This is a genomic window from Bradyrhizobium sp. UFLA06-24 (genome assembly GCF_054967145.1).
Window position 1 is genome coordinate 1 of sequence record NZ_JADFUE010000052.1, and the last position, 21,380, is coordinate 21,380.

Below are 21,380 nucleotides of genomic sequence, written 5' to 3' on the forward strand. Positions count from 1 at the left end.
TGGAGTGCAACAGTCATGGGTCGATCCTCCTTGGGTGTGACGCTTGAGCTAGAACACGACGACTGAACGGATAGATTTGCCCTCATGCATCAGGTCGAAGCCCTTGTTGATGTCTTCGAGCTTGAGCGTGTGGGTGATCATCGGGTCGATCTGGATCTTTCCGTTCATGTACCAGTCGACGATCTTCGGCACGTCGGTGCGGCCACGGGCGCCGCCGAAGGCGGTGCCGCGCCAGTTGCGACCGGTGACGAGCTGGAACGGACGGGTGGCGATCTCCTTGCCGGCCTCGGCGACGCCGATGATGATCGAGGTGCCCCAGCCGCGATGGCAGGCTTCCAGCGCCTGGCGCATCACCGTGGTGTTGCCGGTGCAGTCGAACGTGTAGTCGGCGCCACCGTCGGTCAGGCTGACGAGATGCGGAACGATCTCCCCTGTGATCTTCTTGGGGTTGACGAAGTCGGTCATGCCGAACCGGCGGCCCCACTCCTCCTTGGAATCGTTGACGTCGACGCCGATGATCTTGTCGGCGCCGGCCATCTTGGCGCCCTGGATGACGTTGAGGCCGATACCGCCGAGGCCGAACACGACGACGTTGGAGCCCGGCGTGACCTTCGCGGTGTTGACGACGGCACCGACGCCGGTGGTGACGCCGCAGCCGATGTAGCAGCTCTTGTCGAACGGAGCGTCCTCGCGGATCTTCGCCACCGCGATCTCCGGCAGTACGGTGAAGTTGGAGAAGGTCGAGCAGCCCATGTAGTGGTAGATCGGCTTGCCCTTGTAGGAGAAGCGGCTGGTGCCATCAGGCATCACGCCCTTGCCTTGCGTCGCCCGGATCGCGGTACAGAGGTTGGTCTTCTGGCTCAAGCAGCTTTTGCACTGCCGGCACTCCGGCGTGTAAAGCGGAATGACGTGATCGCCCGGTTTCACGGAGGTCACGCCTGCTCCGATCTCGCGGATGATGCCGGCGCCCTCATGGCCGAGGATCGACGGGAAGATCCCTTCGCTGTCGAAGCCGTCGAGCGTGTAGGCGTCGGTGTGGCAGATGCCTGTTGCCTTGATTTCGACCAGCACTTCGCCGGCCTTCGGTCCCTCCAGATCGACTTCGACGATCTCCAGCGGCTTCTTGGCTTCGAAAGCGACGGCGGCACGTGTCTTCATCGGTAACTCCTCAAGTTCTCGCAGGATGCCAAGATTTAAGTCTCAGCGCGGCTGCAAACGTTCACTTCTTGCCCATGCACGAGTCTTCGTTCTTGGTGTAGGCATCGTTCTTGTCCTCATGCTTGCTTGGACGGGCACGGCCCCAGGCCTCGTTGGAGCGGGCGCGCAGGTAGACATAGAGATCGTCCATGTAGCAGGCGACGTTCGGATTATCGCCGAATGCCGGCATCACGTTCTCCTGCGCGGTCGAGACGTTCTTGCGGCCGGAGGCGACGACGCCGAGGAAATCGGCATAGCTCATGGTCTTGAGCGAGTCCTTCAACGCCGGCGCATAGGTCGAGCCCATTCCATCGGGTCCATGGCAGACGTGGCAATCCGAGTGATAGCGGCGGTATCCGGAATAGGTGTACCAGTCCACCGATCCCTCGGTGATCTTGTAGGTCGGATTACCCTCCTTATCGAGCCATTCGCCAGTTTCGTTCTGCTTGACGGCAGTCGGGTCGCCCGAGCCGTCCGCGACAGCAATTCCTCCGGACGCAACGAAGATCATCGTGGCAATGACAGAGCAGAGTTTACGCAAGAGGTGTTCCTCGAAGGCATCAGGTGGAGACGAGCCGGCGCGTGGAGTTGATCCACGCGCCGGAGCGAGACTGCACAGAGGCTAGTTGGGCAGCGAGAACACGGTCAGCGTGCCGCCGAGTGCCGTGTAGTTGCTGAGGGCCGCGTAGCCGCCGACCGCGCCGAGGCCCGCGGTCGGATCAGTCAGACCTGCCGCCAGACCGATGCCGGCCCAGCCGCCCACGCCGGAGAGCACGGCAACGTACTGCTTGCCGTTGTTCTCATAGGTGGTGACGTTGCCGATGATGCCGGAGGGAGTCTTGAACTTGTAGAGCTCCTTGCCGGTCTTGGCATCGACCGCCTTCAGGTAGCCTTCGAGCGTGCCGTAGAACACCACGCCGCCGGCGGTGGCGAGCGCACCCGACCAGACCGAGAACTGCTCCTTGTTCGACCAGACGATCTTGCCGGTCTTGCCATCCCAGGCGATGAAGTTACCCATGTTGGTATCGCCCTGCGGCGGATACATCGAGAGCGTCGCGCCCACATAGGGCTGGCCCGCGGTGTAGCTCACCTTGAACGGCTCGTAGTCCATGCAGACGTGGTTGGTCGGGACGTAGAACAGCTGCGTGTCCGGCGAGTAGGCTGCCGGCTGCTCGTCCTTGGTGCCCAGCGCTGCCGGGCAGATGCCCTTCACGTTGTGATCTTCACCGGCCTTGTCCGTCGAGGCCGCGTCGAGCACCTTCGGACGGCCATAGGTCGCCGAGTTCTTGTCCATGTCGACGCCGGAGGTCCAGTTCACCTTCGGATCATACTTTTCGGCGACTAGCAGTTCGCCAGTGGCGCGATCGAGCGTATAGCCGAGGCCGTTACGATCGAAATGCGTCAGCAGCTTGCGGGCCTGGCCGTTGATCGACTGGTCGGAGAGAATCATCTCGTTGACGCCGTCATAGTCCCACTCGTCATGAGGCGTCATCTGATAGACCCACTTGGCGACGCCGGTGTCCGGGTTACGTGCCCAGATCGTCATCGACCATTTGTTGTCGCCGGGACGCTGCTTCGGATTCCAGGTCGAGGGGTTGCCCGACCCGTAATAGATCAGGTTCAGCTCGGGATCGTAGGAGATCCAGCCCCAGGTGGCGCCGCCGCCGATCTTCCACTGATCGCCTTGCCAGGTCTTGAGGCTCGAATCCTTCCCGATCGGCTTGCCGAGCGCGGTGGTCTTGTCGTCGACCAGGATCTGGTCGTCCGGACCTTCCGAATAGCCGCGCCAAGCCAGCTTGCCGGTCTTGATGTCGTAAGCGCTCATGTGAGCCTGGACGCCGAATTCGCCGCCGGAGATGCCGATCAGCACCTTGTCCTTGATGACCATCGGCGCCGAGGTGCCGGTCTCACCCTTGCTGGGATCGCCGTTCTTGGCAGTCCACGCAACCTGGCCGGTTTTGGCGTCGAGCGCGACGAGAGTCGTGTCGGCCTGATGCAGGAAGATCTTGCCGTCGCCATAGGCGAGGCCGCGGTTAACCGTATCGCAGCACATCACCGGGATGACGTTCGGGTCCTGCTTCGGCTCGTACTTCCAGACGATCTTGTTCTCGTTGGAAAGGTCAATGGCGTAGACCTTGTTCGGGAACGGCGTGTGGACGTACATCATGTTGCCGATGATCAACGGGCCACCCTCGTGACCGCGCAGCACGCCGGTCGAGAAGGTCCAGGCGACCTGGAGCTTGCCGACATTTTGTGCGTTGATCTGGTTCAGCTTGGAATAGCGGTGATTGGCGTAGTCGCCGGTCGGCATCACCCAGTCCTTCGGGTTCTGCGACATCTTGTTCAGCTCGTCATTGGCCGACGCGGTCCCGACGGCGAGCGCCGCCGCGGAGCCAAGGAAAGTCGCCAGTAGCACCTTGCGCATAGTCATTTCCTCCGTTGGTCTCGTTTATTGTTCCGAAGCATTGCTGATTTACCGGGCTTCTCGTCCGGCATCTGCTCGTGCAGGGCGGTCGCTGATGGGACCAGAAACGATACTGTGCTGTTTCCTCCTCCTGATGAGAGCTACAGGTCCGCGTGCAGGAGCGGCCCGTTCTTTTTGTTCCTGCCGCAATTCCTAACGGCTTCGTAACCGGGAAACTTGCCCAAGAGAGAAGCCGATTTGCTCGATAGCGCACGGACGCGAAGTTTTTGATTTTGCAGGAGCGAATTCAACGTCCGCGACGTCGCGTGAGGCCGCGCTCAACGGTCAGGTTCCCCTTGACGGCGGTGCAACTAAGGCGGAGGATTAAGTTTCAAGGGTGGCAACGGAGTGATGGCGCTCGTTCTCAAAGACCGCCCAAATTTGAGGTAAACGTCACGCAATCACGGCTGAGGGCTCCAGCAAGCGCTGGTCGCGATTCGCGTCGAATCCGGGGACACACCAGTGGCTGGATTAATGTCCGACACAATTCATACGCTCTCGACGACCGGACTGACGCCGAAGCGCCAGATCCAGAGCTGGATCGACGGGCTCACGAGTCTGTGTGGTCACTTCGATGTCGATCCGCTGGAGGCGTCCTCGCTTGAAGGGCGTATCGATTACACCACGGTCTCGCGTCTGAAGCTTTGCCAGATCGAGGTGAGCCAGCATCGCATCGCGCATACGCTGGCGCGCGCCAAGTCAAACGAACACCCTTACATCAAGATCCACTTCCAGACCTACGGCGTGTCCTATTTCGAACAGGAAGGCCGCCACATCGAGCTGAACCCCGGCGACATCCTTGCCTACGACGTCTCATGTCCGCATTTGATCGTCAGTCCCGCCTTCACGCGCCACGACGTGGTGATCGTGCCGAAGGCGCTGCTGCGCGATCGCGGCTTCCCGTCGCAGCGCATGCCGGCCTGCAAGCTGACGGCGAAGACGGGGACGGGGCGGATCGCGCACGATTTCGTCCATGCCACGTTCGACGAGGCAGCGAAACTCTCGGCCAACAGTGCGGTCGGCGTGGCCGATTCGCTGATCGACTTGTTGTTGCTGCCGCTGCGCGAGGCCGACACGATGTTCGATCGGGTCGGGCCCGAGGCGATGTATGTTCGTGCCCAATTTTTCATCCGAGAACATCTGCGCGATCCCGATTTGTGCATCGACCAGATCTCGGCCGAGCTCGGCTGCTCCAAGCGCTATCTGCACATGTTGTTCTCCGAGCGCGGCACGACGGTGAGCGACTACATCTGGCAGGCGCGCCTTCAGAACTGCCGCCAGGAGCTCGAGGCCCACGCCGGCAAGACCATTACCGATGTGGCATTCTCCTGGGGCTTCTCGAGCTCATCGCATTTCAGCCGCGTATTCCGGAAATATTTCGGTGTGGTGCCGTCCTCCATCCACAAGGCGCAGCAGGGCGCCGTGGCGGCGGACGAGAATTAGGCGCCGGCCCGCCGGCTCGTCTCGGGGCTGCCAGGGCGGCCCTCCGCGACGAAGTTCACCGCTGAATGATCCTGGTCCACACGTCGCCAAGAATCGCGGGCTCGTGCGGCGGCAGAAAGGTCAGTCCTGCCTGCTTGCCGAATTCGGCGATCTTGCCCTCTGCGGCAAGGTCCGTCAGCGCCTTGCTGACGGCGTCGACCAGGGCGGCGTCGCTGGCAAGTCCGACATAGCCGCGATTGGCACCAATTGGATAATAATAGCCGGAGGCGGCGATAGCCGTAGCTGGATGCGCGGCACGATAGGCGTCGAAACGGGCAAGATCGATCAAGGTGGCGTCGTAGTCGCCGCGATCGAGTGCACCCAGGAGGTCGTCGCGGCCGGGGACCAGATGCGTGATGTTGTCGATCAGCCGTCCCTTGTCGAAGTTCATCAGGATCGCGTCGCCCAATGAGCCGCTCTCGACCGCGAGGCGGAGCCCGGCAAGATCACCGATGTCCCCGATCTTGCGGTCGCGCGCCTTCGGCCCGAGCACGACGGTCATCGGCGCATAGACGTAAGGCCTGGTCGGCGCGAGCTCGCCGAGCGCAACGCGGCGGCGCCGGTCGTCGCGCGTGGCTCCGGTGAAATCCGGCAGACGCGCGGTCTTCACGCCCGGCTTGACGAGCGAATCCACCGTCAGCGCGTAGCCGCCGATCAGCGAGCATCGCCCGTCGGAGAGCAATGCATTGGCCTCGAGCTGCGGGCTGGAATCCTCATCCAGTTTGCTTTCGAACCACTGGATCTTGAGCGGCCGTCCCATCCGGTCGGCGATCGCCTGCGCCAGTAGCACGTCGAAGCCGGAATCCGGCTTGCCGCGGTGATGCGCCGAGAGCGGCGGGCGATCCTCGTCGAGGCAGATGCTGAGCGGATCGGCCGCCCACGCCGTGGCCGGAGCGGCCAGCATCGCAACAAGACCGAGCACTGGCAGCCGGCGCCTCATGGCTTCCTCCGGCTCGAGATGAAGGCCCAGAGATTTGCTATGTCGTCGTCGCTCAAGACGTCGCCCCAGGGCGGCATCCTATTGTTCTTGCCGTTCTTGACGGTGGTGACGAAGCGCGTCTTGTCGTCCGGAAAGGCGCGCAGGTCCGGCGTGATGGTGCCGGAGTTCATCATGTTGGGGCCGTGGCAGTGCGAGCATCTTTCGGCATAGGTCGACTTGCCATGGTCGATCTGCGCCTGCAACGGATTGCCGTTCGAATCATCCGCAGCACGAACGGTCGCCGCAAGCGCGACCGTCAGCGCCGCGACGGTGGCGAGGATCGCCACCGTCCTGTGAGCTGTGTTCCTCAACGTTCCTTGCCGCTACTGCTTCACCGCAAAGACCCACAGGGAGCCGCCGGGCGGCACCTTGGCCAGCCGCTCGTCGCCGGAGAACAGCGAGTAGACGCCGCCATAGCCGCTCGTGACGGCGACGTACTGCACGCCGTCCTGCTGCCAGGTCACCGGCTGTCCCTCGATGCCGGAGCCAGTCTGGAATTGCCACAGCTTCTTGCCGCTGTCGGCGTCGAAGGCCTCGAACTCGCCGGTCAACGCGCCCGTGAACACGACGCCGCCCGCGGTCGAGAGCACGCCGGAGAAGCGCGGAATGTCGCTCGGTGCCTCCCACTTCGCCTTGCCGGTCATCGGATCGATGGCCTTGAGGTGACCGCGCGGCCCGTCGCCCCACTCCCAGGGGTCGGTGAGGTCCATGCCGAGATACCATTCACCCTGCTTGAAGGTGGCAGGCTCCGTCTTGTACTTGCCGCCAAAAGCGAGCGTGTTGGCGTAGGCCAATCCGGTTTGCGGGTTGAACGACATCGGTTCCCAGTTCTTGCCGCCAAGGATCGACGGATAGACCGTAACCTTCTTGCCCTCGCGCGCATCCTTGACGACGTCGGTCTCGATCGGACGGCCGGTCTTCATGTCGACGCCGGTTGCCCAATTCACCTTCACGTAAGGATTGGCCGCGAGCACCTTTCCGTTGGTGCGGTCGAGTACGTAGAAGAAACCGTTGCGGTTGGCATCCATGAGCACCTTGGTCGGCTTGCCCTCGACGTTCATGTCGGCGAGGACCATCTCGGCCACTGAGTCATAATCGAACGGATTGTTCGGTGAGAACTGATAGTGCCACTTGATCTTGCCGGTCTTGGGATCCATCGCCAGCACCGAGCAGGTGTAGAGGTTGTCGCCGGGACGCACCGCCGCATTGAACGGGCCGGGGTTGCCGATGCCCCAATAAACGGTGTTCAGCTCCGGATCGTAGGACCCTGTGATCCACGTCGAGCCACCGCCGAGCTTCCAGGTGTCGCCTTTCCACGTATCGCCGCCGGGCTCGTCCGGCGAGGGGATCGAATGGGTGCGCCAGAGATGCTTACCGGTTGCCGGGTCCCAGCCGTCGATGAAGCCGCGGGTGCCGAACTCGGCGCCGGAGATGCCGGTGATGACGACGCCGTCGGCGACCAGCGGGGCCACCGTCATTGAATAGCCTTCCTTGATGTCGGCCGCCTTCTGCCGCCACAGCTCCTTGCCGTCCTTGGCGTCGAGTGCGATGACGTTGGCATCGAGCGTAGTGCGGAACAGCTTGCCTTCATAGAGCGCCGCGCCGCGGTTGATGATGCCGCAGCAGACGATGCGCGGCGTCTCGGCCGGATATTCGATCTTGGATTTCCAGATCTGCTTGCCGGTCTTGGCGTCGACCGCCATGGTCGCGTTGTGCGAGGTCACGTAGATCACGCCCTGGTAGACCAGCGGCTGCGATTCTTCGCTGCGATCGTCGTTGAAGGAGTAGTTCCAGATCGGGACGAGGTTCTTGACGGTGTCTTTGTTGATCTGGTTCAGCGTCGAGAAGCGCTGGAGATTGTAGCCCATCCCGTAGTTGAGAACGTTCGACGTATCGGTTGCACCCTTGACCAGTTGGTCGGTCGTCTGTGCGCTCGCAACCGAGCATGCGGATATGACGAGGCTCGCGGCCATCGCAAAACGTTTCATCCGTTCCTCCCAATATGCGCGCCTTTTTGACGCTGCGAGCGCAACACTCCGTCGGAAAACAAAACGCGTCAATACGAAAGTCGAAAGCGGCTTGCCGATATGTTGGACGTCGGATGCCGGTCACCTCAGGGAAACCCGACGATCGACTCCTCACTTGTGCGCAGACGCTGAAATAATTCCGCGGCATGAAGTTGTCTCGGGGGGCGTTGCAATCGGAGGCCGTGGTCCCGCGAGTTGTGGGGCGTGCAGGTTGCAATTCCGGGCTTGAAACGAGGCAGGCTTGTGGACTTATGTAGCTTTCGAGCCCCGATGAATCAGGGCTGTTGGTCAAGGAGGTCTCAAATGATATCGCGTCATTCGGTTGCGCTTGCGCTCACGATCGCATTGCTGGCGGGGCCGGCCTGGTCGGCATCCGGCAGCGCCGTCAAGATGTTCGACACCGATAATGACGGCACACTCGATCTCGCCGAGGTGAAGAAGGCCGCAGCCGCGCTGTTCGCAAAGCTCGACCCCGACCATGACGGGACGCTCGACGCGCGCGAATTGCGCGGACGTTTAACCGCGAAGGAACTCGGTGCCGCGGATCCCGATCATGATCGGACCCTGACGCTCGATGAGTATCTTGCCGTGGTGGAGCAACGCTTCAATGCAGCCGATCCAGACAAGGATGGAACGCTGGACGCGAACGAGCTGAAGTCGCGCGCTGGCGGCGCATTGCTGCGGCTGCTGCGATAGGCAGGGGCGGAACTCTGCCCAACTTCGGAACATCGGCCGATTCGACCTGTTCTCCTCAACAACCCCGCCCGGCGCCGGGCTCCCGCGGCGGGAAGGTTGAGGAGACGAAGCGGATGAACACGAAGCGATCCATTCTTCTTGCATGCACAGCCCTGACGCTGAGCGCCGGCATGGCAGTGGCGGGTCCCTGCAAGACCAATAGCGCCAGCAACAAGGATGCCGGTTCTGGTCCTGTCACGGTGGGCTCGGCGCAGTCACATCCATCCGACGCGGCCAGCAACACCGGCCAGCATCCGCCGACCAGCACGATGAATCGCGCGAGCGGCGAAACACCGACATCGTCCGAGGACGCGCAGCGTCAGATGCAAAGTCAGCCGACGGCGGCTCAGAGCGCCCAAGGCGCCAAGCCGAATGCGATGACGTCCGACAAGGGCTGCTGACCGGGAAGGGCAGCCCGCATCGAGAGGTACGCCGCCTCGCGCAAGGCGCTCCTCGGTCGTTGCGTTTGACCAAGAGGGAACTGGCTTTGTCCGAGAGCGAAATGCGACCGCGAAGAATCGGCACAGAGTCGCTCGGCGTTCGAATCCAGGCTTGAACTGCGTGGAGCACAGCCCTACGTTTTGCCCCGCGCGATGTCGCGCTCGAATACTTGGCTCAAAATACTTGGGGAGACCCGAATGGCCTGGAAAGCTCCGAAGATCATGGAAGTGCCGGTCGGCATGGAAATCAACATGTACGCCTGCGCTGCGCGCAAGTAAGACTGACAATCTGTCACGGCTTCGATGGCGGATGCCGTCGACGCCGTGACAGTGTTCGGCGTTCGGCGCCGTTCACTCTCCGACATTGGGTGAATTTCCCTTTAGTCGGCACGGACCTTGAAACGCGCGTAACGAAGCGCAAGGGTCGGCAACACCAGCAGACTAAGCGCCATCGAGGTCATAAGACCCCCAAGGATGACGATCGCCATTGGGCCCTCGATTTCACGGCCAGGCTCTCCTGCGCCTATCGCGAGCGGCAGCAATCCCAAGCCGGTTACGAGAGACGTCATTAGGATCGGGACAAGGCGATCCGCCGCGCCCTCGATCGCAGTCTCCGCTCCCCATACACGACCATCGATGAGGACGAGATGCTCGTAGTGCGAAATCATGAGGATCGAATTCCGCAGCGTGATTCCGAGCAGCGTGACGAAGCCGACCATCGACCCCAGTGAAAGCAGGCCACCCGTTAAGGCGAGTGCGAGCACGCCACCGACCAATGCAAACGGCAGGTTGATCATCACCAGCAACAGATTTCGCCAATGGCCTGTGACCATCGAAAGCAGAACGACGATGCCTGTCCCGGCCAGCAGCGAATTGACGATGAGATCGCGTCGCGACCTGGCTTGAGCCTCTGCCGCTCCGGCAAATTCGATGTGAGCGCCGGGCGGGAGTTTGACTTCGTGGGCAAGTTTACGTTTGGCAGCGGCCACGAAGGATTCGAGATCGCGTCCGCTGACATTCGCCGTCACGGTTTGAACGCGCTGCGCGTTCTGGTGCTGGATCTGATAGCGGCCAGTCGTTTCATAGACGTCCGCGATCTGTTTCAGCAGAATGTAGGCGCCGCTCGGCGTGCGCACCGGCAGGTCGCCGATCTGGGTGAGCCGGGCGCGGGCGGGCGCATCGAGGATCACGATGATGTTGAAGACGGCGTTGCCTTCATACCCCTGACCGACGACGTCGCCCTGATAGGCGGTGCGCACCAGTTCGAGCACTTCGACCGCATCGAGGCCCCAACGCTGCAGGTCGGCCGGCCGAAGCGTCACGTTGACCTGCGGCATTCCGGGCGGTGACCGTCGCTGCACGTCGGCGGCACCGCCGACTTCGTCGAGCTCTCGCGCGACGTCGCGTGAGGCCCGATCGAGCGAGTCGAGATCAGTCCCGTAGATGTTGACGACCACCGCCGCGCTGAAGCCGGAGACGGTTTCCTCTACGCGCTCAGTGAGGTAGGTCTTGCTGGAGAAGGAAACTCCCGGGAAGTCGGCGAGCGCATCCCTGATGCGTGCTTCCGCTTGGGATTGGGCCTGACCCGAAAGCCCAGGCGCCAAATCGACCTCGAACTCGCTGGAATGCGGACCTACCGTGTCGATCCCGGCCTCGGCCCGGCCTGCATGCTGCGCCACCCTGCGGACGCCCGGGATCTGCCGGAGCGCATCCGTCATCAGTTTGCCGATGCGAAGAGATTCGTCGAGCGAGGTGCCGGGGATTGCCGAGACGTGCAGAATCAAATGGCCTTCCCTGAGGTCGGGGAGGAAGGTGCCGCCAAAGAACGGCAGCATTGCTATTCCGGCGATGGTGACGGCTGCGGCTGCCGTCATCACCAGCTTCGGGTAGCGGCCGATACGGCGGAGCAAGGCCTGATAGGAGCGACGGGACCAACGCACCACGGGCGGTTCATGCAGGCGCTGCCCGCCGCTCCTCCCGACGAGGAGCAGCATCGAGAGTGCCGGCGTCACCGTCAGAGCGACCGCGAGCGAAGCAATCACGGCGAAGATATAGGCGATGCCCAGGGGGCCGAACAGACGGCCGGCAATGCCGGAAAGCGTCAGGACCGGAAAGAACACCAGCAACACCGCAAACGTCGCATAGGCGACGGCCGTGCGCACCTCGAGGAAAGCGTCGAGCACGACGCGCGCTTCGGCCCTCGGCGCCGCGGCGCGGCGATTTTCGCGCAACCGGCGCACGACGTTCTCGACGCCGATCACCGCGTCATCGACGACTTCGCCGATCGCGATGGCGAGGCCGCCCAGCGTCATCGTGTTGAGGGTTTCCCCCATCCACTGCAATGCGAGCACGGCCGCTATCAACGACAGGGGGATCGCGGTGCAGCTGATGATGGAGGTGCGCCAGTCGGATAGAAACATGACCAGGACGACGACCACGAGCGCTCCGCCGATCAACAGGGCGTGGAGGACGTTCTCGGTCGCCGCATCGATGAAATTGGCCGGACGAAAGATATCCGCATGAAGCTTGACGCCGTCGGCTTGAAGGCCCGGTCGCAGCTCCTGCAGTGCGGCTTCCGCGCGTGTGGTGACATCTCGCGTATTTGCGCCGTATTGCTGGCTGACCATGAGCATGATGCCGGGCACGCCGTCGATGAGGGCGGCTCCGATCGGCTGCTCGGGAGCGGTCACGACGGTTGCGACGTCGCCGAGAACCACGCTTGCGCCGCCTTGGTGCAGGAGCACGGTGCGGGCCAGCTGGTCGGGCGTCAGCGACTGTCCCTGGGTTTGCAGCGTGATGCGCTGATTGGCGGTATCGATGAAACCGGCGCCGCGCACGCCGGTGGCTTTGCGCGCCGCGGCCAGCACGTCGTTCAGGCCGACCCGGAAGCGGATCAGATCGTCGGGGCGGACCTGCACTTGCAGGGATCTGACGTCTTTGCCGTAGGTCGAGACCTGTGCGACGCCCTGCACGGCCAGAAGCCGTCTTGCCACGGTCCAGTCCGCGATCGTGCGCAAATCCATCAGCGAACGCTTGTCGGACGTCAGGCCGATGACCAGCACCGTGCCGGCCAGCGGCGTCAACGGCGTCATCGAGGGCGGCTGAACGCCTTGCGGCAGCCGCGCTGCCACGACCGCGAGACGTTCGGTCACCAATTGACGCGCCCGATAGATATCGCTGCGCGGCTGGAAGATGACGGTCACGACCGAGAGCCCCTGGATCGACGACGAGCGCAGACTCTCGACGCCGGCTAGGCCGTTGATCGACGTTTCGATCGGCTGCGTGACCAGGATCTCGACATGCTCGGGGCTGAGGCCTGGGGCCTCGGTCTGGATCGTGACCTGCGGTGGCGCGAATTCGGGGAAGACGCCGTACTTGGCTTCGCCAAGGGCGAACAGGCCGTAGCCCAGCAGCGCAAACGAAAGCGCGAGCACGATGCCGCGGAAACGGATGGCAAAGGCGACGAGAGCGGCTTGCGGCCCTGACCTGCCGGAGCCGGTGCCATCAATCGTCATCGCCGCCCCGAAGCTCGCTTTTGGCCTCCTCGGACAACAGGACCTGCGCGCCCCGCATGACGATTTCGGACCCGGATGGGATGTCCCGAACCACGTAGTCGTCATCGGAGACCGGCTGGTCCGTGCTGATCGGATGCCGTCGGAAGCTGTCGGGGCTTACACGCAGGTAGACCCACGCCCGACCTTGCCACCGCACGATGGCGGTGTCCTCGATGAACACACCCTCGTAACTGTTGCCGGAGGGCACATAGACCGTGGTGTTCATCCCGGGCAGCAGGCCGCTATCGCCCGGCACGGAGAAGAAATAGCTCAATCCCTGAATGCGAGGGTCGGTGCGCGTTGCCGGCGAGATGTACTGCAGATCGATATTCGCATTCCGCGTCGGCGCCTGCGCCAGCGCCGTTCCCGGAGTGCCGGTGACGGTCGTGCCCGGCGGCAGCGTCACCTGGACCAGAAGCTGATCACGTTCGATCAGCCTGACGACGACCGGCGAGCGCTCGATGATTCCCCGGCCGATGACGGGCCCCCATTCCTGCTGTGCTGTTGCCGCGAGCGTCCTGAGCTGTGATTCCGCCGCGGCCAGCGCCGCCTTGTCGACCCGCCAAGTGCCTTCTGCGGCTTCGGCTTCCTTCTTCGGGAGGGCGGCGGAGTCGACGAGATTCCTGGTCCGGTCGTATGCGCTCTTGGCGACTTCGAGCTTGGCTTGCGCCGTCTGGAGTTGGGCTTGCGCATTGGCGTAGCTGTTGGCGAGCTCCGTAATGCGGGAAATATCGAGCACGGCGCCATAGGCACGGAATTGCTCGGGATGGGGAGCTGCTTGCAGAGCCGCAGTTTCCAGCCCGACCTGAGCCTGCTGGCTCGGCGTCAGCTTGACCACCGGCTGGTCGCTATTTGCTGTGCGGGAAGGCTCGGTGTTGCCCGAATTCGGTTTGTCCGGCTGCGTCTCCGCTTTAGCTCGCTGGACATAACCCGTGAGGGCACAGGCGCTGGCGACGAGCACCAGCACGCAGACTGCGGTGGCGACGCCGCGCCGGGAGGTTTCCTTAAGAGCCATCAGCCTGTTAGCAGTTGTCGGGAACCAGCTTATTGACGAAATTAGCAGGCGGCAAGGCGCCGATGACACCTAGGCTATCTCTGCGATGGCTCACTGGGTGTGGTTGCGTCGCCGTGATCATGCTCGCCCGGCTCACGCCTGTGTGAAACTTCCTGCCCGCTGAGGCGTAGCGTTCTATGATAACGTTCCAGCGATCCCTGAAGGATTCTCGGCATGAACCCGATCGACCTGGTGGTGACTGTGTGTGCGGTGCTCTCGCCTGCGACCTGCGAGGAGCAGCATCTGGTGTTCAACTTTGGCGGCTCGCCGGCGCAATGCTCGATGGCCGCGCCGCCCTATATTGCACAATGGGTCGGCGAACATCCGAAATGGCAGGCGGTGCGCTGGCGGTGCGAATATCCACACACGCATGACAAGGCGTAAGCCGCCTACTTGCTGCAATCCTTCAGATCCTTGTCCGCGATCGAGAACACGGCATCCGCCTTGATCTCGATGTCGCGAACGACGCATTGCCGTGAATTGGGATAACTGACCTTGGCGTCGTAGCGGCCGGGCTCGACGCCGGTGATGCGCAGCCGCTCGTCATGATCGACCTCCTTGTCCTTGTCGTTCAGGCACTGGTTCGGACCCCAATCCGTCTTGCCTGCTGGCGCGAGCTGGAAGCCGGAGATCGTCTCGCTCGTCAGGTTCCAGAGCCTGATGCCTTTGCCCTTGCTCTGCGCGAGCGTCGCGCCCGGCATGACAGCCAACAGGATACCGATCGCAATCAGCCGCCGCATGGTGGTCTCCTCAGGACAATCTCATTTGATCCAATTGACCACGAGTTTTCACTTCGATTCAAGCAGCAAGGCTGCAAGCTCGGCCCTGATCCTGGCAAGCTCAGCCTCGCTGCGCCCGGCGCGCGGCACGGCAATCGGCACCTCCTGCACGATGCGGGCGGGACGGGGCGACAGGAAGAACAGGCGGTCGCCAAGACGGATGGCATCGTCCAGGCTGTGGGTGACGAGCAGCGTCATCACGGGACGACTCGCCACCAGCGTCGCGATCTCGTCGCGCAGGCGGCCGGCAAGAGCATCGTCGAGCGAGGCGAGGGGCTCGTCGAGCACGAGCAGGTCGGGCTCGACTGCAAAGGCGCGGGCGAGCGCGACCCGGCGGGCGAGGCCCAGCGACAACTCGCCGGGAAAATGACTGCGATGCGCGTCCAGCTCGAGGATCTTGAACAGCTCCGACAGCTTGGCGTCGGTGACGTCAGGCGCGGCGAGCCGGACATTCTGCTCGACCGAGCGCCACGGCAATAGTCGCGGCTCCTGAAACACCATGCCGATGCGCGCCTCCGGCGGCCGCGCGACATGGCCATCGAAGTCGCGATCGAGTCCGAGGATGATGCGCAGCATCGTGCTCTTGCCGCAGCCGGACGGCCCGATCAGCACGCCGACCTCGCCAGACTGCAGAGCGAATTTGACCGGGGCCAGCACCTCGTGCTTGCCGCCCGCGGCGCTGCTGTAGGTCTTGCCTGTGATCTCGACCTCAAGCCGCACGGGGCCGCCACCGCGTTGCGCGGGCCTCGAACGGCTGCACCAGCGCCGTCTCGATCACGAGCACGACGGCGGCGAATGTCAGGGAATAAGCGAGCAGTCGTGGCGTATCGAACAGCTGGAAGGCAACGCCGATCTCGAAGCCGACCCCGTTCGGGCGTCCCAGCAACTCGGCAACCAGCACGATCTTCCACACCAGCGACAGACCGGAGCGGGCGGAGGCCGCGATATAGGGCGCAAGCTGCGGCAGCACAACATGGCGGAACGCGCGCCAGCGCGGCATCGCGAATACGCTCGCCATCTCGTCGAGCGAGCGGTCGAGCGCGCGCGTGCCCTCGCGCAAGGTGACGACCGCCGTCGGCAGCTTGTTGATGGCAATCGCCGCTATCGCGGCGGCTTCGGTGAGTCCGGCCCAGATATAGGCCAGCACGATCACGACCAGCGCCGGCAGATTGAGCAGCAGGATCAGCCAGGGATCGCCGAGCCGGTCGGCAAGCTTCACCCGCCCCATCAGATAGCCGATGGCACTGCCGACCGACATGGCCAGCACGAAAGCGAGCGCGACGCGCGCCAGCGTCGCGCCGAGGTGCAGGAACAGAGCGCCGCTCGCGGCTTCAGCGATGATGACATTGAGCACCGCGGGCGGGGAGGGCAGCTTCGCGCCGCCGACGAACAGCGCGGCGATCCACCAGATCGCGAGAAACAGGGCGAAGGAGAGAAGGCGCAGCAACTCAATCTCCGGAGAGGGCGTGATAGAAGGTGCCGGGATCGAGCTCGGCCGCCGGACCGACCAAGTCGCGACCGCCGATCTCGGCGAGCACGCGGTAGAGCACGCGCGCATCCGCCTCTTCGTCACTGATGCTCCGGCGCGGAATACCATCGCGATAACGGTCGCGATAGGTCTTGAGCATGGCGGGATCGGTCGCGCCGGTGAGCGCGGCGATCTTGTCCCAGGCCGCATCCGAAGTGACCAGCAATTGTTTGGCCTTGCGCGTCATGGCGATGAAACGTGCCACGGCGTCGCGATGGCTCGCGGCCCAGCTCTCGTCGAAGACATAGCCGACCGCGGACACCGCGCCCTTGGCGCCGAGCTTGGGCAAAATCTCCTCGATGCCGACGAGGCGCCTAAAACCCTTGGCCTCGAGCTGGGCACAGAAATTCCAGAAATTGAGGCTCGCATCCATCTCGCCGTCGAGTGCCTTGGCCGCGATCAGGGGCGGGGCGCCATAGACGATGGTGGCATCCGACTTCAGGTCGATGCCGTCCTGCTTCATCCGCGCCTGCAGCAGCAGCCAGCTCTTGTCGATCGGGCCGCCGCCGACGGCAAGCTTGCGGCCCTTCAGATCAGCCAGCGTCTTGATCGGCGAGGCGGCCGGCACCATCACGGCGCCGAGGGCGCTGGAATAGGGATAGAAGGTCAGCTTGGCACCGAGCGCGCGCTCGCGCGACACCCAGAGCCAGTCCGACAGCATGATGTCGGCATTGCCGGCGCGGAGCGCGATCTTGCCGGCCTCGGGACTCGCAAGCTCCGTGACCTCGAGCGCCAGGTTGGCTTCCTTGTCGAGCCCGGCCTCGCGGATCGTCGCCAGTTCCCAGGAGAATGTTCCGGTCTTCTGCACGGCCAGGCGGATGGTGTCCGCAGCATGGGCCGCCGTGCCGCACGCCAGCACCATCGCGAGCGCCAATGTCCGTGCCAAAACTCTCATCACTTGTGAGCCATTTCCTCTGACAGAGTGCTTTTCAGGACAATACGCATAGCATAGCTTCCATCGCAACCAGCGGGAGGATGCTCATGAGTTTTGCGGGACAGGTACGACCGATTGTCGCCGCTTTGATCGTGCTCGCGGCGGCGGTCACCGTGGCGCGGGCCGAGGAGGCCAACGACTATCCGACGTCGGCGCGCGCCGAATATGTCTATGGCTGCATGAAAGCCAATGGCGAGACACGGCAGGCGATCGAACAATGCTCCTGCTCGATTGACGTGGTCGCCTCGATCGTGCCCTATGAAAGATATGTCACTGCCGAGACCGCACTCAGTATGTCCCAGGTCCGCGGCAATCTCGGCACCCAGTTCAGGACGTCGGAGCAGGCGAATGCGGCCGTGAACGATTTGCGCCGGGCGCAAGCCGAAGCCGAGGTGAGGTGTTTCTGATCTGGCTGGTCATTCCGGGTTCGCGCTCTGCGCCCCGGAATGACGGCAAGAGGCATTCACGTCCCCGACTTCTCCACATCCCACTCATGGCGGAATACGTGTCCCTCCGTGTCCTTGGCTTCCGCGCGGAAGCGCTTGGCGCCGTTGGAGACATAGGTGAAGCGCAGATTGGGGTCTTCCGAGATCGAGATGCCGCCTTCCATCGACAGCACGGGGCTGTCGTCCTGCGTCAGCTTCAGCTGGTTGATGAAGAAGGCGGGGATATAGAGCTGCGTGACCTGGTCCATCTGCAGGCCGGAATTGTTGGGATGCCCGATCATGATCTGCGCCTCGCGGATGCGGCTTGCCGGCGCGTCCTCGCGCGCGAATTGCCGGTAGCGCATCTGGCCGAGGCGATTGTTGGCCTCCTCGGCATTCTTGCCGGCCGGTGCCGAGCAGCCGCCAGAGGCCTTCACATAGGTCTTGGAGACGTAGAGCTGGCCGTCGCTGAGTTCGGCGACCGCATGGACGTCGGTGTAATTGTTGACGCGCACGCGCGTGGAAATCTCGGTGACGTTGGCATCCGCGCCAAGCTCGAATTTCGCCGCCATCGGCGCCGGATTCCGATCGATCACCAGCGTGATCGATCGAATGCGGCGGCTATCTGCCGGCGACAGCTTGCTGCGCAGGCTCACCGGCACGATCGCCGCGTCCTCGGCGCGATAGGGCATCTCGATGGCGATGACGCCGCTGCCGTCGTTCATCGCACGGTTGTTGAAGATGTCCTGCACCAGACCCGGCCAGGGATCGTAGGCCTCTTCGGCGCTGGCAGGCAGCGCAAAGGCGATGCCGAGCAGTGCGGCGATCAGGGGCAGGCGGCGTGTGCATCCTGTCATGGTCAAGGTCCTGTGCGGACGACGCGGTAATCTGACTAAGGTAGCGCGCCCGCTACTCCCATTCAATTTCAGAAAATGCTGCGGTTGCGTTGCGCGCGTTGTAGTCGTCGAACAGTTCCCAATGAGGTCGCTCGGACGCCGCGGCCTTTTCGGCCGCGGTTCTGATCGGCTCGCCATTCTTGTTCGAGGCGCGGACGTCCGACAGCAGCGTCGAAAGATAACGCTTCTCATCGGCCGGCGCGGCCGGCCAGTCGCTCACAGGCCCGTGACCCGGAACGACTCGGACCGCCGGAACGGTCTCCAACTCCTTCAGCAAGGCAAGCCAGCCGCGAATGCTGCCGTCCATGACCGGAATATGGCGGAGAAAGACCAGGTCGCCGGCGAACAGTGTCTTCGTGGTCTCGTCGAATACCGTCAGGTCGTTGTCGCTGTGCGCGGCCGGCCAGGCTCGCAAGGTCAGCTGCCGCGATCCGAGATCGAGCGTCATCGTGTCCTTCACGAGCACGGTGGGCTGCACGATCTTCACGGGATCGATCAATTCGGCGCCCATGATGCGCCGGAAATTATCGAGATAATACGGCCCGCGTGTCGCCAGCGCCTGCGGCAGCTTGCTTTGGCCGACGAAGCTGGTTCCGTCTGCGACAAAGGCCGCATTGCCGAAGACATGGTCGGGATGGCCGTGGGTATTGATGACATAGCGGATCGGCTTGCTGGTTCGGGACCGCACAGCGGCCAGCAGCTCCTCGCCTTCGCGAAGGCTGCCCCCGGTATCGATCACGGCCACCGCCTCATCGCCGACGATGAAGCCGACATTGGCAATGTCGCCCTCGTTCTCCCGCGTCATCAGGGCGATAGTCCCGGAGTGCACGAAGATTCCGGGTGCCACTTCGCTCACAGGCAATTCGGTCGCCCCGGCGCGTGCTAGCGTCGCTGCGACCAGCAGGGTCAAGGCGGCGATCTTTGACGTGAGATGAGACACTTTTTCGCCTCAGTTCAGGTTTCACTGCATTGCACTGCAATACGAAAAGCCAACGCAAAGTTTGGCGAGACATGGTGCGTCCATGGCGTGCATGGATAGCATTCGAACGAAACGAGGAGGAAGCGCGATGGAGGCCGGACGACATCGTCGCTGGTTATTTTCACTTTGTGTGGTAGCGGCGTCTTGTGCAATCGGCAGCATGGCTCGCGCGCAGACGACTGACGGTGGTGACCTCTCCTTCGAGCTGGTCGATCCGAAGGTGCTTCGGGTCTGCGCCGACCCGCGCAACATGCCGTTCTCCAACGAGAAGGGCGAGGGGATCGAGAACAAGATTGCCGAACTGTTTGCGGACAAGCTGCAGAAGAAGCTCGACTACGTGTTCTTTCCGCAGGCCACGGGGTTCGTGCGAATGACGCTGGGTGCGCATCGCTGCGATGTCATCATGGGATTTCCGCAAGGCGACGACATCGTGCAGGGTACGAACCCCTATTACCGCACCACTTACGCGTTGGTCGCGAAATCAGGCAGCGGGCTCGAAGATGTCGATACGCTCGAGGATCCCAGGTTGAAGGGCAAGCACGTCGGCATCATCGCCGGCACCCCGCCGGCGACCAATATGGCCATCGCGGGGCTGATGCGCGACGCAAAGCCCTATCCGCTGATGATCGACACGCGCTACGACAATTCGGCGCAGGCGATGATCGACGATCTCACCGCGGGCAAGATCGACGCCGGGGTGCTGTGGGGGCCGATGGCGGGCTACTACGCCAAGAAGGCCGGCTCGCTGCACGTCACGCCGCTGGTGAAGGAAACCACGGGTCCCAAGCTGGTCTATCGCATCGGCATGGGCGTACGCGCCGCCGATCAGAACTGGAAGCGGCAGCTCAACAAGCTGATCCAGGAGAACCAGGGCGAGATCAACAAGATCCTGCTCGATTTCGGCGTGCCCCTGCTCGACGAAAACAACCGGCCGCTCGGTGCGGAGACGGCCAAGACGTCGCCATGAGGCGACATCTTGCCGCTGCGCTCGTCGTCGCCGCCCTGGCGGTGCCGGCATTGGCGCAGCAGCAGGAGCCGTTCGAGCCGGAAGGCTATCGCACCGACAATTACCGCGCGCCCGTGCCGGCGACGCTGGAAGGCGCGCGCGTGCTCACGACGGTGGAGGCCGAGACGATCTGGCGCGCGAAGAGCGGCGCCTTCATAGACGTATTGCCGCGCGCGCCGAAGCCGAAGAACCTGCCGGCCGGAACGGTCTGGCGCGATGTGCCGCGGAGAAATATTCCGGGCAGCATCTGGCTGCCGGACACCGGCTATGGCGCGTTGCCGCCGGCGATGGACGATTATCTCAAGCGCGGCCTTGCGCGCGCCTCGCACGGCGACAAGGCCGCGCTGCTCGTGATCTATTGCCTCGCCGATTGCTGGATGTCCTGGAACGCCGCCAAGCGCGCGTTGACTTATGGCTATTCCAATATCGCCTGGTACCCTGATGGGACCGACGGCTGGGAACGCGCGAAGTTGCCCACGGACGAGGCGCAGCCGGAGCCGCGGCCCGAGCAGTAGGCAAACTATCTCCACGTCATTGCGAGCGGATGCAGCATCGTCATCAGTCGGACTGCGCCGACCTGAATCTTACTGCTTCTGCAACTTCGTCAGCGTGCTCGAGCCGTCAGCGTCCGTCGCGGAGTACGTCACCCTGTCGCCGGCATGCACGGCATCCAGCATCGCGGCATCCTTGGCTTTGTACTGCTGGAGCGCGCCGGTTGCTCCACCGGTGCCGCTGCCCACCGTGCCTTTCTGGATCTGCTGGATCGAGATGGTGTTGTTGAGCCTGTTAATGCTGGTGACCATTCCGGTCATGTCGTCAGCAAAGGCGCTGGATGCGAGCATAGTGATGGCTGCAGCGCCCGCGAGGATGAATTTTGCTGTTCCCATCGAGGCCTCCCGGC

General features: G+C 63.2%; 23 protein-coding genes. 8 read left to right on the forward strand and 15 right to left on the reverse strand.

What is annotated here, in order from left to right:
• Positions 1 to 48: 48 nt before the first annotated feature.
• From IF809_RS29460 to xoxF5, 3 genes are all read right to left on the reverse strand, one after another.
• A complete protein-coding gene (locus tag IF809_RS29460; RefSeq protein ID WP_462839314.1) occupies positions 49 to 1,158 on the reverse strand; it encodes an S-(hydroxymethyl)glutathione dehydrogenase/class III alcohol dehydrogenase in 1,110 nt (369 codons plus the stop codon).
• A 61-nt stretch (positions 1,159 to 1,219) separates the two neighbouring features.
• Entirely contained in the window at positions 1,220 to 1,708 is a 489-nt protein-coding gene (locus IF809_RS29465) for a c-type cytochrome, methanol metabolism-related (RefSeq protein WP_128969211.1), read from the reverse strand.
• Between the two features lie 111 nt (positions 1,709 to 1,819).
• Positions 1,820 to 3,622: a lanthanide-dependent methanol dehydrogenase XoxF5 gene (gene xoxF5 / locus IF809_RS29470; protein WP_128964864.1), complete on the reverse strand. Its 1,803-nt coding sequence runs from the start codon at positions 3,620 to 3,622 to the stop codon at positions 1,820 to 1,822.
• 513 nt (positions 3,623 to 4,135) lie between these two features.
• On the opposite strand from xoxF5, the gene IF809_RS29475 reads away from it, so the two are divergent.
• Positions 4,136 to 5,104 carry a helix-turn-helix domain-containing protein gene (locus tag IF809_RS29475; protein WP_128964865.1) on the forward strand — a complete coding sequence of 323 codons (969 nt, stop codon included), beginning with the start codon at positions 4,136 to 4,138 and terminating at the stop codon, positions 5,102 to 5,104.
• Between the two features lie 55 nt (positions 5,105 to 5,159).
• On the opposite strand, the gene IF809_RS29480 is transcribed toward IF809_RS29475, so the two are convergent.
• The 3 genes from IF809_RS29480 to IF809_RS29490 are packed head-to-tail and all read right to left on the reverse strand — an operon-like array spanning position 5,160 to position 8,110.
• Positions 5,160 to 6,083 (reverse strand): substrate-binding periplasmic protein, encoded by a 924-nt coding sequence (locus IF809_RS29480; RefSeq protein WP_462839315.1) that lies wholly within the window; start codon positions 6,081 to 6,083, stop codon positions 5,160 to 5,162.
• On the reverse strand, positions 6,080 to 6,433 hold the full coding sequence (locus IF809_RS29485; protein WP_462839316.1) for a c-type cytochrome: 354 nt from the start codon (positions 6,431 to 6,433) through the stop codon (positions 6,080 to 6,082). The genes IF809_RS29480 and IF809_RS29485 overlap by 4 nt, the downstream gene beginning before the upstream one ends.
• Before the next feature lie 12 nt (positions 6,434 to 6,445).
• Positions 6,446 to 8,110: a methanol/ethanol family PQQ-dependent dehydrogenase gene (locus IF809_RS29490; RefSeq protein WP_128964868.1), complete on the reverse strand. Its 1,665-nt coding sequence runs from the start codon at positions 8,108 to 8,110 to the stop codon at positions 6,446 to 6,448.
• Between the two features lie 342 nt (positions 8,111 to 8,452).
• Between IF809_RS29490 and IF809_RS29495 the strand changes: the two genes are divergently transcribed.
• The 3 genes from IF809_RS29495 (at position 8,453) to pqqA (ending at position 9,603) form a co-directional block, all read left to right on the forward strand.
• Entirely contained in the window at positions 8,453 to 8,845 is a 393-nt protein-coding gene (locus IF809_RS29495; RefSeq protein ID WP_453996224.1) for an EF-hand domain-containing protein, read from the forward strand.
• A gap of 113 nt (positions 8,846 to 8,958) precedes the next feature.
• Positions 8,959 to 9,285: a hypothetical protein gene (locus tag IF809_RS29500; protein WP_128964870.1), complete on the forward strand. Its 327-nt coding sequence runs from the start codon at positions 8,959 to 8,961 to the stop codon at positions 9,283 to 9,285.
• Between the two features lie 237 nt (positions 9,286 to 9,522).
• Positions 9,523 to 9,603 (forward strand): pyrroloquinoline quinone precursor peptide PqqA, encoded by an 81-nt coding sequence (gene pqqA / locus IF809_RS29505; protein WP_462839343.1) that lies wholly within the window; start codon positions 9,523 to 9,525, stop codon positions 9,601 to 9,603.
• 101 nt (positions 9,604 to 9,704) lie between these two features.
• Here the strand turns inward: pqqA and IF809_RS29510 are convergent, their stop codons facing one another.
• Both IF809_RS29510 and IF809_RS29515 read right to left on the reverse strand, forming a co-directional pair.
• Positions 9,705 to 12,839 (reverse strand): efflux RND transporter permease subunit, encoded by a 3,135-nt coding sequence (locus IF809_RS29510; RefSeq protein WP_462839317.1) that lies wholly within the window; start codon positions 12,837 to 12,839, stop codon positions 9,705 to 9,707.
• Positions 12,829 to 13,845: an efflux RND transporter periplasmic adaptor subunit gene (locus IF809_RS29515; RefSeq protein WP_462839318.1), complete on the reverse strand. Its 1,017-nt coding sequence runs from the start codon at positions 13,843 to 13,845 to the stop codon at positions 12,829 to 12,831. Before IF809_RS29515 ends, IF809_RS29510 begins: the two co-directional genes overlap by 11 nt.
• A gap of 261 nt (positions 13,846 to 14,106) precedes the next feature.
• On the opposite strand from IF809_RS29515, the gene IF809_RS29520 reads away from it, so the two are divergent.
• Positions 14,107 to 14,316 carry a hypothetical protein gene (locus IF809_RS29520; protein WP_128964872.1) on the forward strand — a complete coding sequence of 70 codons (210 nt, stop codon included), beginning with the start codon at positions 14,107 to 14,109 and terminating at the stop codon, positions 14,314 to 14,316.
• Positions 14,317 to 14,321: 5 nt separating this feature from the next.
• Here IF809_RS29520 and IF809_RS29525 read toward each other — a convergent pair whose 3' ends face one another.
• The 4 genes from IF809_RS29525 to IF809_RS29540 are packed head-to-tail and all read right to left on the reverse strand — an operon-like array spanning position 14,322 to position 17,134.
• Positions 14,322 to 14,672, reverse strand: a complete 351-nt coding sequence (locus tag IF809_RS29525) for a hypothetical protein (protein ID WP_128964873.1) — start codon at positions 14,670 to 14,672, stop codon at positions 14,322 to 14,324.
• Between the two features lie 48 nt (positions 14,673 to 14,720).
• A complete protein-coding gene (locus tag IF809_RS29530) occupies positions 14,721 to 15,431 on the reverse strand; it encodes an ABC transporter ATP-binding protein (protein ID WP_462839319.1) in 711 nt (236 codons plus the stop codon).
• A complete protein-coding gene (locus IF809_RS29535) occupies positions 15,421 to 16,158 on the reverse strand; it encodes an ABC transporter permease (protein ID WP_128964875.1) in 738 nt (245 codons plus the stop codon). Before IF809_RS29535 ends, IF809_RS29530 begins: the two co-directional genes overlap by 11 nt.
• Position 16,159: 1 nt before the next feature.
• Positions 16,160 to 17,134 carry an ABC transporter substrate-binding protein gene (locus tag IF809_RS29540; protein ID WP_462839320.1) on the reverse strand — a complete coding sequence of 325 codons (975 nt, stop codon included), beginning with the start codon at positions 17,132 to 17,134 and terminating at the stop codon, positions 16,160 to 16,162.
• Between the two features lie 86 nt (positions 17,135 to 17,220).
• On the opposite strand from IF809_RS29540, the gene IF809_RS29545 reads away from it, so the two are divergent.
• Complete coding sequence (locus tag IF809_RS29545; protein ID WP_462839321.1) at positions 17,221 to 17,580, forward strand: hypothetical protein; 360 nt, start codon at positions 17,221 to 17,223, stop codon at positions 17,578 to 17,580.
• Positions 17,581 to 17,636: 56 nt separating this feature from the next.
• Here the strand turns inward: IF809_RS29545 and IF809_RS29550 are convergent, their stop codons facing one another.
• Positions 17,637 to 18,455, reverse strand: a complete 819-nt coding sequence (locus IF809_RS29550; RefSeq protein ID WP_462839322.1) for a quinoprotein dehydrogenase-associated SoxYZ-like carrier — start codon at positions 18,453 to 18,455, stop codon at positions 17,637 to 17,639.
• A 52-nt stretch (positions 18,456 to 18,507) separates the two neighbouring features.
• Positions 18,508 to 19,434: a quinoprotein relay system zinc metallohydrolase 2 gene (locus IF809_RS29555; RefSeq protein ID WP_462839323.1), complete on the reverse strand. Its 927-nt coding sequence runs from the start codon at positions 19,432 to 19,434 to the stop codon at positions 18,508 to 18,510.
• A gap of 127 nt (positions 19,435 to 19,561) precedes the next feature.
• Here IF809_RS29555 and IF809_RS29560 point away from each other — a divergent pair, with 127 nt between their 5' ends.
• Positions 19,562 to 20,440, forward strand: a complete 879-nt coding sequence (locus IF809_RS29560) for a substrate-binding domain-containing protein (protein ID WP_462839324.1) — start codon at positions 19,562 to 19,564, stop codon at positions 20,438 to 20,440.
• On the forward strand, positions 20,437 to 20,994 hold the full coding sequence (locus tag IF809_RS29565; protein ID WP_462839325.1) for a PQQ-dependent catabolism-associated CXXCW motif protein: 558 nt from the start codon (positions 20,437 to 20,439) through the stop codon (positions 20,992 to 20,994). The genes IF809_RS29560 and IF809_RS29565 overlap by 4 nt, the downstream gene beginning before the upstream one ends.
• A 69-nt stretch (positions 20,995 to 21,063) precedes the next feature.
• On the opposite strand, the gene IF809_RS29570 is transcribed toward IF809_RS29565, so the two are convergent.
• Entirely contained in the window at positions 21,064 to 21,366 is a 303-nt protein-coding gene (locus tag IF809_RS29570; RefSeq protein WP_462839326.1) for a copper-binding protein, read from the reverse strand.
• Positions 21,367 to 21,380: the final 14 nt, after the last annotated feature.